This window comes from Streptomyces sp. NPDC104761, assembly GCF_055583445.1.
The window spans coordinates 316,599-331,215 of the sequence record NZ_JBVJNZ010000009.1 but is presented as its reverse complement, the minus strand read 5'-3'; the positions used below and the strand labels follow the sequence as shown (position 1 = coordinate 331,215).

Genomic DNA, 14,617 nt, shown 5'->3' with positions numbered 1-14,617 from the left:
GCCGATCAGCGGGCTTCCGGCGTCCGCTCCAGCAGCGGGGCCGCGTCGGAGAGTACCCCGGAGATCCTGGACAGCGTCGCCGCGTCCCGCTCCACCGCGTCCAGTACGGGCCCTGCGGCCGTGTTCCAGCGGCGTGCCACCGCCGCCGGGTCCTCACCGGTGAGCAGCCCGGCCGCCTGCGCGGCGGCGCCGAGAGCGACCAGCTCCTTCGCCTCGGGCACCTGCACCGGCCGCCCGGACAGCCGCCGCACCGTCTCCTGCCAGGCCCGGCCCCGGGCGCCGCCGCCGATCAGCAGCAACGGGCTGGTCCGGTCGGCGTCCTCGTCGAGCACCAGGTCCAGGGCGCCCAGCAGGGCGTGCACGGCGCCGTCGTAGGCGGCCTGGAGGAGCTGGCCGGCGGTGGTGTCGTGGCGCAGGCCGTGCAGCAGTCCGGAGGCGTTGGGCAGGTTCGGGGTGCGTTCGCCGTCCAGGTACGGCAGCAGGGTCACCGAGGTGCCGGGCTCGACGGCCTCGCGGTCCAGGCCGAGCAGCGCCGCGACCCGGTCGACCGCCAGGGTGCAGTTCAGGGTGCAGGCGAGCGGCAGCCAGTCGCCGTGCGCGTCGGCGAAGCCCGCCACCGTGCCGGTCGGGTCCGCGGGGCGGTGCCTGGAGACCGCGTACACCGTGCCGGAGGTGCCGAGGCTCAGCACGGGGGTGCCCGGAAGCAGCCCGAGCCCCAGCGCGGCCGCCGCGTTGTCACCGGTGCCGGGCGCCACCAGGGTGCCCTTGGAGAACGGCAGGTCGTGGCTGTCCCGGACGGTGCCGGCCACCTCGCCGGGCCGGACCACCCGGGGCAGGAGCGCCGGGTCCAGGCCCACGTGGGCGAGGGTCTCCGCGTCGTACGCCTCGGTCGCCGACGCCCACCAGCCGGTGCCGGAGGCGTCACCCCGGTCGGTCGTGCCCAGCCCGGTCAGCCGCTCGGTGAGGTAGTCGTGGGGGAGCCGGACCGCCCTGGTCGCCCGGACCGCCTCCGGCTCGTGCTCGGCCAGCCAGGCCCACTTGGTGACCGTGAACGAGGCGCCCGGCACACTGCCGGTGCGCTCGGCCCAGGCCTTCGGGCCGCCCAGCTCCTCGACGAGCCGCTGCGCCTGCGGCGCCGAGCGGACGTCGTTCCAGAGCAGCGCGGGCCGCACCGGCTCCCCGTGCTCGTCCAGGGTGACCAGACCGTGCTGCTGCCCACCGATCGACACGGCCGCCGCCTCGTGCGCGGCGTCCCCGCACTGGCGCAGCGCCTCGCACAGCGCGTCCCACCACTGGCGCGGATCGCTCTCCCGGCCCGCACCGGTGGTCACGGTGTGCGGTGCCTGTCCGCTCGCCACGACCTCGCCGGTGGACGCGTCGACGACCAGCGCCTTGGTGGACTGGGTGGACGTGTCCACGCCGACGACGAGCGGACCCTCGGCTGCTGACATCGGGCTCTCCCTTTTTCCGCGGCTCGCGGTGTATCTGACCTGCATTTTTTCCGGTTCGTCGGGGTGTCGCGACCCGGTTTTCGTCCTTCGGGGACAGGGTGACCCTTCCCAGGGACGCGTTGGCATACTAATTTGTAAACCGCGATGACGAAATAGTCGGCACGACAGTCATCCACCGGTCATCCACCGCAGTCATCGAGCACAACCCCCGAGCAAGGAGCCGCGGCAATGAGCTTCCAGCCCACCCCCGAAGACAGGTTCACCTTCGGCCTGTGGACCGTCGGCTGGCAGGGAAGGGACCCGTTCGGCGACGCCACCCGCCGCGCCCTCGACCCCGTCGAGACGGTCCAGCGCCTGTCCGAAATGGGCGCCCACGGTGTGACGTTCCACGACGACGACCTGATCCCCTTCGGGTCCTCCGACACCGAGCGCGAGTCGCACATCAAGCGCTTCCGGCAGGCCCTCGACGCCACCGGCATGAAGGTGCCGATGGCCACCACCAACCTCTTCACCCACCCGGTCTTCAAGGACGGCGCGTTCACCGCGAACGACCGTGACGTACGCCGTTACGCGCTGCGCAAGACCATTCGCAACATCGACCTGGCCGTCGAACTGGGCGCCGAGACGTACGTCGCCTGGGGCGGCCGCGAGGGCGCCGAGTCCGGCGCCGCCAAGGACGTGCGGGTCGCCCTCGACCGCATGAAGGAGGCCTTCGACCTCCTCGGCGAGTACGTCACCGCCCAGGGCTACGACCTGCGCTTCGCCATCGAGCCCAAGCCGAACGAGCCGCGCGGCGACATCCTGCTCCCCACCGTCGGTCACGCCCTCGCCTTCATCGAGCGCCTGGAGCGTCCCGAGCTGTACGGCGTCAACCCCGAGGTGGGCCACGAGCAGATGGCGGGCCTGAACTTCCCGCACGGCATCGCGCAGGCCCTGTGGGCGGGCAAGCTCTTCCACATCGACCTCAACGGCCAGTCCGGCATCAAGTACGACCAGGACCTGCGCTTCGGCGCCGGTGACCTGCGCGCCGCGTTCTGGCTGGTCGACCTCCTGGAGAGCGCCGGCTACGCGGGCCCGAAGCACTTCGACTTCAAGCCGCCGCGGACCGAGGACCTCGACGGCGTGTGGGCGTCGGCCGCCGGATGCATGCGCAACTACCTGATCCTCAAGGAGCGCGCGGCCGCCTTCCGCGCCGACCCGGAGGTCCAGGAGGCACTGCGCGCCTCCCGCCTGGACCAGCTGGCCCAGCCGACCGCCGCGGACGGCCTTCAGGCCCTCCTCGCCGATCGCACGGCCTTCGAGGAGTTCGACGTGGAGGCGACCGCCGCGCGCGGGATGGCCTTCGAGCGGCTCGACCAGCTGGCGATGGACCACCTCCTGGGCGCCCGCGGCTGAACACGCACGCGCGTGTGAGGAACACGCACGCTTGAGGAACACGCACGCGCGCGTGAGGGCCGCTTTCGCAGCGGTGTCCTCACGCGCGCGTGTCGCCTTCGTGCCCGGATCCGGTGCCCGCACGGCCGGTTCGCACCGGAAATGCTCCGGAATCGTGCGGTCCGTGGCATGAGTCCGTGTCAACTCCCGCTCCGGGCTCGCGCGACGACCGGCACGCGGTGACTCTTGGCGGTATGGCCATGCCGCCCGTACCGCCACGACCGCCCGGTCCGCCGAACGGCTCTCCGCCGCCCGGCGGAGGCTACGACCCGCCACCGTACGGGGGTTACGACCCGCCACCGCACGAAGGCTTCGCAGCGCATCCGCACGCCGGCTTCGGCGCTCCCCCCGGCGACCAGGAGCCGACCACCGCCGTCGGGTGGATGCCACCACCCCCACCGGAGCCGCCCCGCCGGCGCAGGGGCCCGTTGTTCGCCGTTCTGGCCCTGCTGGTGGCCGCGGTGGCCGTCGCCGCCGTCGTCCTGATGGTGTCCGGCGGCTCGACCGACGGGAAGCCCGGTGCGAACAGCCCGAGCCCCTCCGGTCCGGCCCGGCCTTCGCCCGGCCTCCCGGGCGGGCTGCCCAGCAGCCTGCCGTCGGGCCTGCCGAGCGAACTCCCTTCGCAGTGGCCCTCGGAACTGCCCAGCGGCCTGCCGAGCGAGCTGCCGAGCGGTCTGAACTCCCTGCTGCCCTCACTGCTGGGGTAGCCGCCCGCTCGGATGCGCCTGTTGCAGCGTCCGGAACCACCGGACCACGGCGGCGGTTCCCGCCTGCTGGGAACCGAGATGGCGGGAGCCGCGGTAGTCCGGGGTGCCGAGGTCGACCACCGGCGCGTCGACGCCGTGGGCGCGCAGGGCGGCGTGGCAGTGGGCCGTGTTCGTGTTGACGGCCTGCTCGTCCCCCTCGGCGTAGTAGAGCCTGACCGGAGCCCGCGGCACCCAGTCGGTGCACACGCCGTCCGTGGTCCGCAGGGCCGCCGCCAGCCGTCCGGTGGGGTGGGCCAGCATCGCCCGGCCGCGGGCGGTGAGTAGCGCGTCGAGGGAGTCCGGGGTGCCGGCCACAACCTCCTGGCCGGTGTGCGTGCCGTCCAGCAGACTCTCGATCGTGCGGTCGTACGGCGCCCGGAACACCTGGGCCGGTGTGTCGTACAGGTGGTGCAGGCGGTCGAAGGCGACCAGGAACAGCGCCGTGTAGATCACACTCGCCTTCGGGTCCGTCCGCCCGGCCAGGAGTGCCGGCAGCGCCGCGTCGCGGAACGCGTAGGCGCCGCTGACGGGTGCGACGGCGCGGATCCGGAACCAGTGGTCGGCCCCCTCCTGGAGCGACCGGGCCAGTCCCAGGGCCGCCGAGGCGCCCTGGGAGAAGCCGGTGGCCAGGACCCCGCGGCGCAATTCCCGGCCCTGCCGCGTCGCGACCGTACGGGATGCCCGCAGCATGTCCAGGGCGGCCGTCGTCTCCGAGGGCACGTCCATCCAGGCCTGGGGTCCGGGCCCCAGGCCCATGCCGAGGTAGTCGGGGAGCACCGCGGCGAACCCGGCGGACGCGTACGTCAGGGCGGGTGCCTGGTCCCACACCTCGGCCGAGACCGAGGCGACGTCGCCCTTGAACAGTTCGGTGCCGTGCGTGAACGACACCGACCGCAGCCGTCGTTCGCTGCTGCGGGGCAGGGCCAGCAGCCCGCTGGCGGTGGTCGGCCTGCCGTGCGGGTCCACCGTGCGGTACACGATCCTGAAGGTGTCCAGGCCGTAGCGCACGGCGCCGGTGTCCCAGGCTCCGTCCTCGTCGCCCGCCAGCTCGGCCGCGGCCTGCCGGGCGGTCAGCGTCCGCAGGTGCTCGAAGGACACCACCGTGCCCCGCGACGCGTGCGCCCCCGCCGGGGCGGACGTGGCCGCCGCCGGTGCACCGGATCCCTGCGCGACCGCGGCCGTCGCGCCGCTCGCCGCCAGGGCCACCGATACCGCCGAAACCACCAGTAATCTGCTGATCCGCTTCATATCCGTTTGCTTCATGCCGTGACCGTACGAACCGCCGCAGCCACCGGCCATCCGGCCAACCGGCCTGTGCGGGTGGGGTTTTCCGCAGGGCCGGGGCGTGCCGGGCCGCTCCGGACGTCCGGCACGGCGACCGGGGGGCGGTTACCCTGGGAGCGGAGCTGCTTCACAACCTGTTCGAGTCGGCACCAGGGGGCCAGTAGGGGTGGCTCGTCAGGGATGTCTCAGGGTCGTGGTCCGGAACCGCGGGAAGCGCGGGCCCGTTCTCACATCAGAGAGCGGCAAGGGCCGCGAAGGAGGCGACGCTGATGTCGAAGAACGCGAAGATCGCCGCAGGAGGTGTGGCGGTCGGGCTCATCCTGCTGATATGGCTGCCGTGGTGGGTGACGTTCCTGATCGTGGTGGGCGTCCCGGTGGCCGCGTACCTGATCCTCGACCCCTCGCAGCGGCGCAGGCTGCGCCGGGTCACGCGCAGGGAGATCGGGCGCTGAGCCACCTGCCCGGGACCGCGCCCCGCCCCTGACCTGTGCCTGGTGGCGGGATGCGGCCCGGCAGGCTCACAGGGGCCGTACGGCCATCTTGTCGAGGGCTTCCAGGAGCCCGGGGAGCTCGGGACCCCGGCCGACCGGCAGGACCTCGCCGGGTTCCTCGTCGAGGAGCACGAAGGCGATGTCGTCGGTCCGGGCCACCAGGGACCAGCCGGGCCCGTCGGCGCGCAGCGTACGTGCGTCGCCGGGGGCGAACGAGGAGCGCACCCGGCCCAGCGGCGGAGGCGCGTCCACGTAGGCCCACGCCTCGGCCAGGACCCGCCGCACTCCGACGTGACCCTTCGGGGCCTCCGGGGCCGCCTCGGCGTCCTGTGGAGCCTTCTCGGGGCCTTCCGCGGCCTCGGCGGCCGCCGCCGGGAAGTGGTCGTCGCTGATCTGCTCCCGCCAGATCGCCCACTGGAGGGCGATCTCGTCCGCGCCCAACCGCCGCTGCGCAGGACCCCAGGTGCTGGTGTCCGGCGGGGTCAGCGGGGCCTGGTCCGCCACCTCCGGACCGGGGTCGTGCGGTGCGGGCACGTTGGGTGCCGCCACGGCGACCGCCAGCGGCCAGCCGGGCAGGGCGGCGACCACCGTGCGCTCGTCCGGCGACAGGTCGTACTCCATGCCGCAGTCCCAGGACGCGATCGCGACGGCGACCAGCGAGACGTCGTCGATCACGACCGTCCAGCGCGCCCCTTCGCCGTCCTGGCCGAGCACCAGGCCGTACCCGTCGGCGCGCGGCGCCAGGTCCAGCGCCGCGCACGCCTCCGGATAGTCGTCGCCCAGCACACTCGGAAACTTCGCCGGCGTCAGCAGCACCGCCGTGAGCACGTACAGTGCCTCGTCCGCGGCGACGGCCTCCTCGTCGGTCCCGGCCATCCCTGCCTCCCCAGTGGTTCGTCCAACGGCGCGCACCCTAGTGCGACGGGAAGGCCGTTGTCACGACCGGCCTCCACACGCGAGCTGCAGTTTTCCACCGGGACGGGACGAAACGACCCGACGGGCACGGAAGACCCACGACCTCGCCGGTGCCGGAGGGTCAGGACACCGGCAGCCCGAGAAGGTCGCGCGCCACCGCCGCCGGCGACTCGTCGCGCTCCCGGGCCAGGGCGACCACGGCCCGAGACGCCAGCTCGCTCACCCCGAACGACAGCGCCTCCGGCGACACCCAGCCCGCCGCCTCCTCGATCCGGTCCTGGTCGTCCTCCGCCCGGGCCGCGACATAGGCCGCGGCGGCCTCGAACAAGTTGTGCGCGCGCCGCTCACGGCTCGCTCGCGGTTCCGGCACCGCTTCGCCCTCGGTGCCACGCCGTCTGTCTGCGTACCTGCGGATCCGGTCGAACACCCGGGCCTCCTTGCCTTTGTCGGCTTTCGCCTGCGAACATCTGCCTTCCTCCGTCGAACGTAGGGTTGAAGCCCCGGCAACAGAAGAGGGCGTGGCGCGCAGGGCGCGGCCCCGGCGCCTTCGCCGCGGCGGTCGCCGGCTAGCGTCCGCGGACCGCCAGCGCCAGGAACCGGGCGTCCTCGTCCACGTACGACGTCATGCGCCACCCCGAGCCGGCCAGCAGCGGGCCGAGATTGCCCTCCGCGCGCAGGTCGTCCGGCGTGATCTGCCGCCCCTGGCGGGCCGCCAGGGCGGACCGGCCGATCGGGTGGAACAGGGCGAGGGTGCCGCCGGGGCGGACCACGCGCGCCAACTCCCGCAGGTTCTCGGCCGGACGGGGCAGATGGGCGATCAGGCCCGCGGCGAACACGGCGTCGAGGGACTCCGAACGCACCGGCAGCGCGGCGACGTCGGCGAGCAGCAACTGCCCGTCACGGTCCCGCCCGGCCTGCCGGGCGGCCTGGAGCATCGCCGGCGTGAGGTCCATCCCGAGGACCGCGCCGGTGGGCCCCACGGCCCGGCGCAGCGCCGGCAGGGCGCGCCCGGTGCCGCACCCCGCGTCGAGGACCCGGTCGCCCGCACGCAGCCCCATATCGGTGACGGCGGCCGCGTACGCGGGACCGTCGTCGGGAAACCTGCTGTCCCAGTCGGCCGCCCGTGCGGTGAAGAACTCCCGGACGTGTGTGTGGTCATCGCTCATGGTCCGCATGATCCCTCACCGTCACGGAGGACGACCCAGCGCGCACGTTCGAGCGGGACGCGATCGTTCCGGCACATCACTGAGTCATATTGGAACACCTTTCGAAATGCGCCCCCTTTGTGCGCCCGTGCCCCCTAGCGTCCCTGGGCCATGGGACACCTGCACCACGCCACCTTCGGGTGGCTGACCCCCGTACTGTCGTACGCCATGGCCTGCATAGGCGCCGCACTGGGGCTGCGCTGCACGGTCCGCGCGCTCGCCGGCACCGGCCGCTCGCGTCGCAACTGGCTGCTCACCGCGGCCTCCGCGCTCGGCACCGGCATCTGGACCATGCACTTCGTGGCCATGCTCGGCTTCAGCGTCAGCGGCACCGACATCCGCTACGACGTACCACTGACCGTCCTCAGTCTGCTCGTCGCCGTGGCCGTCGTCAGCGCCGGCGTCTTCGCGGTCGGCTACAGCCGCGACCGCAACCGGGCACTCCTGCTCGGCGGACTCACCACCGGACTCGGCGTCGCCAGCATGCACTACCTCGGCATGGCGGCCGTCCGGCTGCACGGCGCCGTGCACTACGACCCGATGCTCGTCGGGCTCTCCGTCCTCATCGCCGTGGTCGCCGCGACCGCGGCCCTGTGGGCGGCGCTCAACATCAGGTCGCCCGTCGCCGTCACCGTCGCCTCCCTGGTCATGGGAGCGGCCGTCAGCAGCATGCACTACACCGGCATGTTCGCGGTCAGCGTGCACGTCACGCCGTCCGGCAGCCCCCTGCCCGGGGCCACGGCGATGCAGTTCATCTTCCCCCTCGCCGTCGGCCTCGGGTCCTATCTCTTCCTCACCTCGGCCTTCGTCGCGCTCTCGCCCACGGCCGGGGAACGCGAGGCGTCCGCCTCGGCCCAGCGGCCCGTCGCGGGCGCCGCGCGCTGAACGGCGCCCGGACCCACCTTTCCCGAGCGAGGAGGCCATGCGTACACCCCGTAGGACCCCGACAGCAGGCCCGGACACACCGTCACCGCGGCCGCCGCGCGGCCGCCGCGCGCACGCCGGACCACCCGCCGACGAAGCGGTCGACGACGTCGTCGGCACCGCATCCGACAACGTGGCCACCCGGCCCCGAGGCTGGCGGATCCGTCCGCGGACGGTGCGGGCCAAGGTCGTCTGCCTGCTCATGGTGCCGGTGATGTCCCTGCTCGCGCTGTGGGCGTACGCCACGGTCACCACGGCCCAGGACGTCGCCCGGCTGCGCCAGTCCCAGCGCGTCGACGCCGCACTGCGCACCCCGGTCGCCGCCGCCGTCGCCGCGCTCCAGGCCGAGCGGGCCGCCGCGGTCCGGTACGCGACCGACCCCGCCGCCGAACAGACCGCGGACCTCAGGAGACTGGGTGCCGGCACCGATCAGACCGTGGCCGCGCTACGGCTCGGCAAGGACAGCACCGTCGCCGACGGCGAGGAGCTGCCCTCGGGTGTCGCCCAGCGCCTGCAGGCCTTCGTCACCGGCGCCGAGCAACTGCGCGCCCTGCGTCGGGAGGTGCAGAACCGCGGCGCCGGCTGGAACGCGGCCTACGGGCAGTACACGCAGGTCATCGCCTCGGCCTTCGCCGTGGACGGCGCCCTCACCGGCATCCAGGCCGACGACATGGGCTCCGACGCGCGCGTGCTGCTCGAATTCTCCCGGGCGGGCGAGGCGCTGGCCCAGGAGGACGCGGTCCTCGGCGGCGCCCGCCTGGCCGGCGGCCTCGACGGCGAGCGGCTGCGGCTGTTCACCGGCGCCGTCGACACCCGCCGCGTCCTCACCGACGCCGCCGTGGCCGACCTGCCCGGTGCCCAGCGCACCGCCTGGCACCGCCTCGCCGACGGGGACGACTACGCCGCGCTGGGTGCCGCCGAGGACCGGATCCTGGCGGCCTCACCCGGAGCCAAGGCGGTCGGCGCGGCGCCGGAAGACACCTGGAATTCCGCGCGCACGCGCGTGCAGGACGGCATGCGGAGCATCGAGGCCGGCACGGCCCACGCGGTGGCCGGCCGGGCCGACCCGTTCGCACGCGGCCTGCTCACCCCGGCCGGCGCCGCCGTCCTGTGCGGTCTGCTCGCCGTGGTCGCCTCGCTCGTCATCTCCGTGCGCATCGGACGCGGCCTCGTAGTCGAGCTGGTGAGCCTGCGCAACAGCGCCCTGGAGATCGCCCGTCGCAAACTGCCCGAGGCGATGCGCAGGCTGCGGGCCGGCGAGGAGATCGACGTCCGCGCCGAGGCCCCCCCGGGGCCGCCCGCGGAGGACGAGACCGGACAGGTCGCCGAGGCCCTCGCCACCGTGCACCGGGCCGCCCTGCGGGCCGCCGTGGAACGCGCCGAACTCGCCAGCGGCATCTCGGGCGTCTTCGTCAACCTCGCCCGCCGCAGCCAGATCCTGGTCCACCGCCAGCTGAGCCTCCTGGACAGCATGGAACGCCGCTCCGACGACCCCGGCGAACTGAGCGACCTCTTCCGTCTCGACCACCTCACCACCCGCATGCGCCGCCACGCGGAGAGCCTGATCATCCTCTCCGGGGCGGCCCCCGGCCGGGCCTGGCGGATGCCCGTGTCCCTCACCAACGTCGTACGGGCCGCCGTGTCCGAGGTCGAGGACTACGCGCGCGTGGAGGTACGGCAGCTCCCCGAGGCGGCCGTCGTCGGCGCCGCCGTCGCCGACCTCACGCACCTGCTCGCCGAGGTCGTGGAGAACGCCGCCCAGTTCTCGCCGCCGCACACGCGCGTGCGCGTCACCGGAGAGCCCGTCGGCAACGGCTACGCCCTGGAGGTCGAGGACCGCGGGCTCGGCATGGGCCAGGAGACCCTCGCGGAGGCCAATCGGCGCATCGAGCAGTCCGAGGCCCTCGACCTGTTCGACAGCGACCGGCTCGGCCTCTTCGTGGTCAGCAGGCTCGCGGCCCGGCACGGCATCAAGGTGCACCTGCGCACCTCCCCGTACGGCGGCACCACCGCGGTGGTCCTGCTGCCCAAGGCCCTGCTGCACGGCGGCCCGGCCGAGCACCCCGGCCGCCCGGCCGCCGACACCGGCCAGGCACCGGCACGCGCCCACGCGCGCGTGCCCGGCGCCGCCCTCCCGGAGCCCGCCTCCGCCGGCCGGCCCGCCCTCGCCGTCACCCACACCGCACCGCGTCCCGCGCCCGAACCGCCGCCCCCCGGAGTCACCACCTTGAGGCCGCACCGCCCGCCGAACGACTCCGAACCCTCCGACGACGACCTGCCACGCCGAGTGCGGCAGGCGAGTCTCGCCCCCCAACTGCGCGATCCCCGCGTCGAGGAACCCGCGCCCGCCCGCGGCCGGGACGAGCGCACCCCCGAACTCGTCCGCGACCGCATGGCCGCCTACCGCGACGGCTGGGCGCGCGGCGGCGGCAGACGCCCCGGCCGGGCAGCCGCCCCGGAACCCGAAGACGGCACCGACCGCACCGAAGGAGACCGCCCATGATCCAGGACCCGACCCCGCGGACGGACCGGCGCTCCGGCGAGCTCGACTGGCTCCTCGACGACCTGGTGCTGCGCGTCACCGAGGTCCGGCACGCCGTCGTGCTCTCCAACGACGGCCTCGCCGTCGGCGCCTCGACCGGCCTCGAACGCGAGGACGCCGAGCACCTCGCCGCCGTCGCCTCCGGTTTCAACAGCCTCGCCAAGGGCGCCGGACGGCACTTCGGGGCGGGCGGGGTGCGCCAGACCATGGTCGAGATGGACGACGCCTTCCTTTTCGTGGCCGCCGCCGGCGACGGCTCCTGTCTCGCCCTGCTCACCGACGTGACCGCCGACATCGGCCTGGTCGCCTACGAGATGGCCCGCCTGGTCAAGCGCGTCGGCGAGCACCTCTACACCGCACCGCGCGTCGCCGCCCGGCCACCCGCCGCCGGCTGAGCCGGAAGACCTCCACCGATGACCGAGTACATGACCGGCACCCCGCACGAGCCGGGCAGCCAGTGGTACGACAGCGAGGCCGGCCCGCTGGTCCGCCCCTACGCCATGACCGGGGGCCGCACCGAACCCGGCCCCACCGGCGTGAAGTTCGACCTGATCGCCCTGGTCACGCTCGACCCGGGCAGGGCCGGCGCCGACGACGACACCGCGCTCGGACCCGAACACCGGGCGCTGGTCGACCTGTGCCGGGTGGAGACGCAGTCCGTCGCCGAACTCGCCGCCGGCGCGGACCTTCCCGTCGGCGTGGTCCGGGTGCTCCTGGGGGACCTGCTGGAACTGGGCCGCGTGACGGTGAGCCGCCCGGTGCCACCTGCGCAGCTGCCCGACGAACGGATTCTGCGCGAGGTCATCGCGGGATTGCGGGCACTGTAGTGAGCATCCGGAAACAACCGGGCCCGAGCCGGTCAGAACCGACGGCTTCCGGTCCAACGGCCCGCGGCGAGCACGCGGTTGTCATGATGCCGGCTTCGCATCCTCCCGTCCTGCCCGGCCCGTGTCCCGACGTCCACCGCGGCAGGTCCTCCAGGCACTCCCGCAGGCCCTCCCGAGAGAAGTGATCATGGTCTCCGAGCACCCCGAGTCCACCGCCGACGACACGTCGGCCATGGCGCTGAAGATTCTGGTCGCCGGCGGCTTCGGCGTCGGCAAGACGACCCTGGTCGGCGCCGTCAGCGAGATCCGGCCGTTGCGCACCGAGGAGATGCTCAGCGAGGCGGGCCAGCTGGTGGACGACACGGACGGCGTCGACCAGAAGGTCACCACCACCGTCGCCATGGACTTCGGACGGATCACCATCCGCTCAGGTCTCTCCCTGTACCTCTTCGGCACCCCGGGCCAGGACCGCTTCTGGTTCCTCTGGGACGAACTGTCGCAGGGAGCCCTCGGCGCCGTCGTCCTCGCCGACACTCGCCGACTGGAGGACTGCTTCCCGGCGGTCGACTACTTCGAGCACCGGCGGATCCCGTTCGTCGTCGCCGTCAACTGCTTCGCCGGTGCCCGCTCCTACGGCGCCCACGACGTGTGCCGCGCCCTCGACCTGGACCGGGGCACGCCCGTGGTCCTGTGCGACGCCCGGGACCGGGACTCCGGCAAGGAGGTACTGATCCGGCTCGTCGAGTACGCCGGGCGGATGCACACCGCCCGGCTCCTCGACTCGGTGGGCTGATCCGAGCCTCAGCCCGTCAGGTCCTTGAACGCCACGACCTTCTCCACGGTGACGTGGACCAGCAGTTCGCCCGGGACGCCGTTGCGGGCGCCGAACTCCTCCGCGCGCTCCGCTCCCATGTACCGAGCCGCGATCCGGGTGGCCGAATCACGCAGTTCGCCCAGGTCCTCCGACAGTCGGGCGCGCCCGTTCAGCACCACGAAGTGGAAAGGGGGCCGGTCGTCGTCCACGCAGAGGGCGACACGCCCGTCACGGGCGAGATTGCGCCCTTTCACGGTGTCCTTGCCGGTGTTGAAGATCAGCTCGTCCCCGTCCAGCAGGAACCAGACGGGCGCCACATGGGGGCTGCCGTCTGCGTTGACGGTGGACAGTTTGCCGGTGCGGGTGCCGTGCGAGACGAACGCCCGCCATTCCTCGTCGGTCATCTTCTCTGCCATGCCCCCCATCCTCCTTGCCCGGACGCCGGTGGTGGGGAAGGCTGGCGGGGAGATCCTCCAGCCAGGGGGAGACGGCACACGGGGAGACGCTTACGACATGGCCCAGAACCAGGGACTCGGCTGGCTGCTCGACGACCTGACCGAGCGCGTGGAGCACGTACGGCACGCGCTGGTCCTGTCGAACGACGGGCTGGTCACGGGAGCAAGCACCGGCCTCCGCCGGGAGGACGCGGAGCACCTGGCCGCCGTCGCCTCCGGGCTGCACAGCCTCGCCAAGGGCTCCGGACGGCACTTCGGGGCGGGGCAGGTCCGGCAGACGATGATCGAGTACGACGAGGCGGTCCTGTTCGTGACCGCGGCCGGGACCGGCAGCTGCCTGTGCGTGTTCAGCGGCGCGGAGGCCGACATCGGCCAGATCGCCTACGAGATGGCCCTGCTGGTCAACCGCGTCGGCGAACACCTCGCGGTGGACGCCCGGCAACCGGAGAGCTCCTCCGCGATAGACCTCTGACCTGCAGTTTCATCCCGCGGTGGAGTTATCCACAGGCCCGCCACGAGTCTCGCCGGACCGGCTACGGTTTTTCCACGGCGAGCGCATCCGGCGCGAGCCATCCGCTCCACGGGGGAGAACGGCCATGTCCGGCACCACCCTTGTCCAGAACCGCCAGCTCACCTGCGCACCGAGCCGCGCCGCCCGCGAACTGGGCCTCAGGCGGGGCGAGTTCGACCTCGCGGTGCACCTCGGACGGATCCGCACCGTGCCCGACGAGGGAGGTGGTGGAGGCCGCCGTGTCCCACGGACCGAGATCGACCGGCTCCGGAGCCGGTCCGAATCCCTCGGTGAGAGCGTGCGGGTCGTGGGGACGACCGAGGCCGCGGCCTTGATGGGGATCCCGGCGGGCAGGTTCACCCGCGTCGCGAAACTCGGCCTGGTCACTCCGGTCAGGTGGTACCCGAACCGCTACCGCGCCGTGGTCTGGCTCTACCTGGCGGAGGAACTGCGGCGGTTCGTGGCCGACGAGACGAACAGGCCGCTGCTCACCGGCCGTACGCCCGCGGAACTGAGCGACCGGCTGAGGGCCGGCGTGGACCAGCGGGCCCGGAACTGGCGCGGACGCCACTGCGGATTCCTGCTCAGGCAGGCCGACGGACCGTGGGAGCGGGCCGGGGTGGTGGCCGGCTTCCTGGACCCCGGCGAGATCGACGAGGTGCTCACCGACCCGCACGAGCGCGCCCGCGTGACGGCTCTGCGGCCGGCCCCGCCGGCCCACGGCGCACCGGGTTCGCCGGCCGCACAGCTCGCCGAGGAGCTCATGACGGCGGCCGACCCGGACGAGATCGACTGGTTCAGGCACGAGCTGGCCCGGGAAGCGGCGCAGGCCCGCGCACACCGGCCGGAGCCTCGTCCCACCGCACCGTCCCGGCCCCCTGCGCCTGGCCGGCCGGCACGCGCCCAAGGCCTGCGCGGCTGGCTGCTGCGCAGAAACCCGAGGCCCGCAGCCCACTGACGACCCCACCGACCCGCGGCCCGGACCGCGCCCGGGTCGGCATCCGCGCCCGCGCCGACC

The 14,617-nt window shown here is 73.6% G+C and carries 16 protein-coding genes; 10 read left to right on the top strand and 6 right to left on the bottom strand.

The features are described from left to right. Positions 1-5: 5 nt before the first annotated feature. Positions 6-1,451, bottom strand: a complete 1,446-nt coding sequence (gene xylB / locus ACZ63F_RS25500) for a xylulokinase (RefSeq protein WP_469713917.1) — start codon at positions 1,449-1,451, stop codon at positions 6-8. 228 nt (positions 1,452-1,679) lie between these two features. On the opposite strand from xylB, the gene xylA reads away from it, so the two are divergent. Further along, positions 1,680-2,846 carry a xylose isomerase gene (gene xylA / locus ACZ63F_RS25495; protein WP_469713916.1) on the top strand — a complete coding sequence of 389 codons (1,167 nt, stop codon included), beginning with the start codon at positions 1,680-1,682 and terminating at the stop codon, positions 2,844-2,846. Between the two features lie 467 nt (positions 2,847-3,313). After that, positions 3,314-3,592, top strand: coding sequence for a hypothetical protein (locus tag ACZ63F_RS25490; protein WP_469713915.1), 279 nt, complete (start codon positions 3,314-3,316; stop codon positions 3,590-3,592). Here ACZ63F_RS25490 and ACZ63F_RS25485 read toward each other — a convergent pair. Continuing rightward, positions 3,578-4,894 (bottom strand): alpha/beta hydrolase family protein, encoded by a 1,317-nt coding sequence (locus ACZ63F_RS25485; protein WP_469713914.1) that lies wholly within the window; start codon positions 4,892-4,894, stop codon positions 3,578-3,580. The two genes, ACZ63F_RS25490 and ACZ63F_RS25485, sit on opposite strands and share 15 nt — an antisense overlap. Positions 4,895-5,184: 290 nt before the next feature. On the opposite strand from ACZ63F_RS25485, the gene ACZ63F_RS25480 reads away from it, so the two are divergent. Next, positions 5,185-5,367, top strand: a complete 183-nt coding sequence (locus ACZ63F_RS25480; protein WP_469713913.1) for a hypothetical protein — start codon at positions 5,185-5,187, stop codon at positions 5,365-5,367. A gap of 66 nt (positions 5,368-5,433) precedes the next feature. On the opposite strand, the gene ACZ63F_RS25475 is transcribed toward ACZ63F_RS25480, so the two are convergent. The 3 genes from ACZ63F_RS25475 to ACZ63F_RS25465 form a co-directional block, all read right to left on the bottom strand. Next, a complete protein-coding gene (locus ACZ63F_RS25475; protein WP_469713912.1) occupies positions 5,434-6,282 on the bottom strand; it encodes a hypothetical protein in 849 nt (282 codons plus the stop codon). 160 nt (positions 6,283-6,442) lie between these two features. Then, on the bottom strand, positions 6,443-6,748 hold the full coding sequence (locus ACZ63F_RS25470; protein ID WP_469713911.1) for a hypothetical protein: 306 nt from the start codon (positions 6,746-6,748) through the stop codon (positions 6,443-6,445). A 139-nt stretch (positions 6,749-6,887) separates the two neighbouring features. After that, positions 6,888-7,496 (bottom strand): class I SAM-dependent methyltransferase, encoded by a 609-nt coding sequence (locus ACZ63F_RS25465; RefSeq protein WP_469713910.1) that lies wholly within the window; start codon positions 7,494-7,496, stop codon positions 6,888-6,890. Between the two features lie 141 nt (positions 7,497-7,637). Between ACZ63F_RS25465 and ACZ63F_RS25460 the strand changes: the two genes are divergently transcribed. The 5 genes from ACZ63F_RS25460 to ACZ63F_RS25440 all read left to right on the top strand — a co-directional run bounded on the left by ACZ63F_RS25460 (position 7,638) and on the right by ACZ63F_RS25440 (position 12,612). Beyond that, complete coding sequence (locus ACZ63F_RS25460) at positions 7,638-8,411, top strand: MHYT domain-containing protein (protein WP_469713909.1); 774 nt, start codon at positions 7,638-7,640, stop codon at positions 8,409-8,411. A gap of 37 nt (positions 8,412-8,448) precedes the next feature. Continuing rightward, positions 8,449-10,953, top strand: coding sequence for a sensor histidine kinase (locus ACZ63F_RS25455; RefSeq protein ID WP_469713908.1), 2,505 nt, complete (start codon positions 8,449-8,451; stop codon positions 10,951-10,953). Next, positions 10,950-11,387, top strand: coding sequence for a roadblock/LC7 domain-containing protein (locus ACZ63F_RS25450; protein WP_469713907.1), 438 nt, complete (start codon positions 10,950-10,952; stop codon positions 11,385-11,387). The genes ACZ63F_RS25455 and ACZ63F_RS25450 overlap by 4 nt, the downstream gene beginning before the upstream one ends. Positions 11,388-11,405: 18 nt before the next feature. Next, positions 11,406-11,819 carry a DUF742 domain-containing protein gene (locus tag ACZ63F_RS25445; RefSeq protein WP_351956076.1) on the top strand — a complete coding sequence of 138 codons (414 nt, stop codon included), beginning with the start codon at positions 11,406-11,408 and terminating at the stop codon, positions 11,817-11,819. Positions 11,820-12,006: 187 nt separating this feature from the next. After that, the gene (locus tag ACZ63F_RS25440; RefSeq protein ID WP_469713906.1) at positions 12,007-12,612 is read left to right on the top strand and encodes a GTP-binding protein; all 606 of its coding nucleotides are present in this window, start codon (positions 12,007-12,009) and stop codon (positions 12,610-12,612) included. Positions 12,613-12,620: 8 nt separating this feature from the next. Here ACZ63F_RS25440 and ACZ63F_RS25435 read toward each other — a convergent pair whose 3' ends face one another. Next, positions 12,621-13,049, bottom strand: coding sequence for a PPOX class F420-dependent oxidoreductase (locus tag ACZ63F_RS25435; RefSeq protein ID WP_469713905.1), 429 nt, complete (start codon positions 13,047-13,049; stop codon positions 12,621-12,623). Positions 13,050-13,146: 97 nt separating this feature from the next. Here ACZ63F_RS25435 and ACZ63F_RS25430 point away from each other — a divergent pair, with 97 nt between their 5' ends. Next, positions 13,147-13,560 (top strand): roadblock/LC7 domain-containing protein, encoded by a 414-nt coding sequence (locus ACZ63F_RS25430; protein ID WP_469713904.1) that lies wholly within the window; start codon positions 13,147-13,149, stop codon positions 13,558-13,560. Between the two features lie 124 nt (positions 13,561-13,684). Next, entirely contained in the window at positions 13,685-14,557 is an 873-nt protein-coding gene (locus tag ACZ63F_RS25425; RefSeq protein ID WP_469713903.1) for a DUF6397 family protein, read from the top strand. The last annotated feature ends 60 nt before the right edge of the window (positions 14,558-14,617 follow it).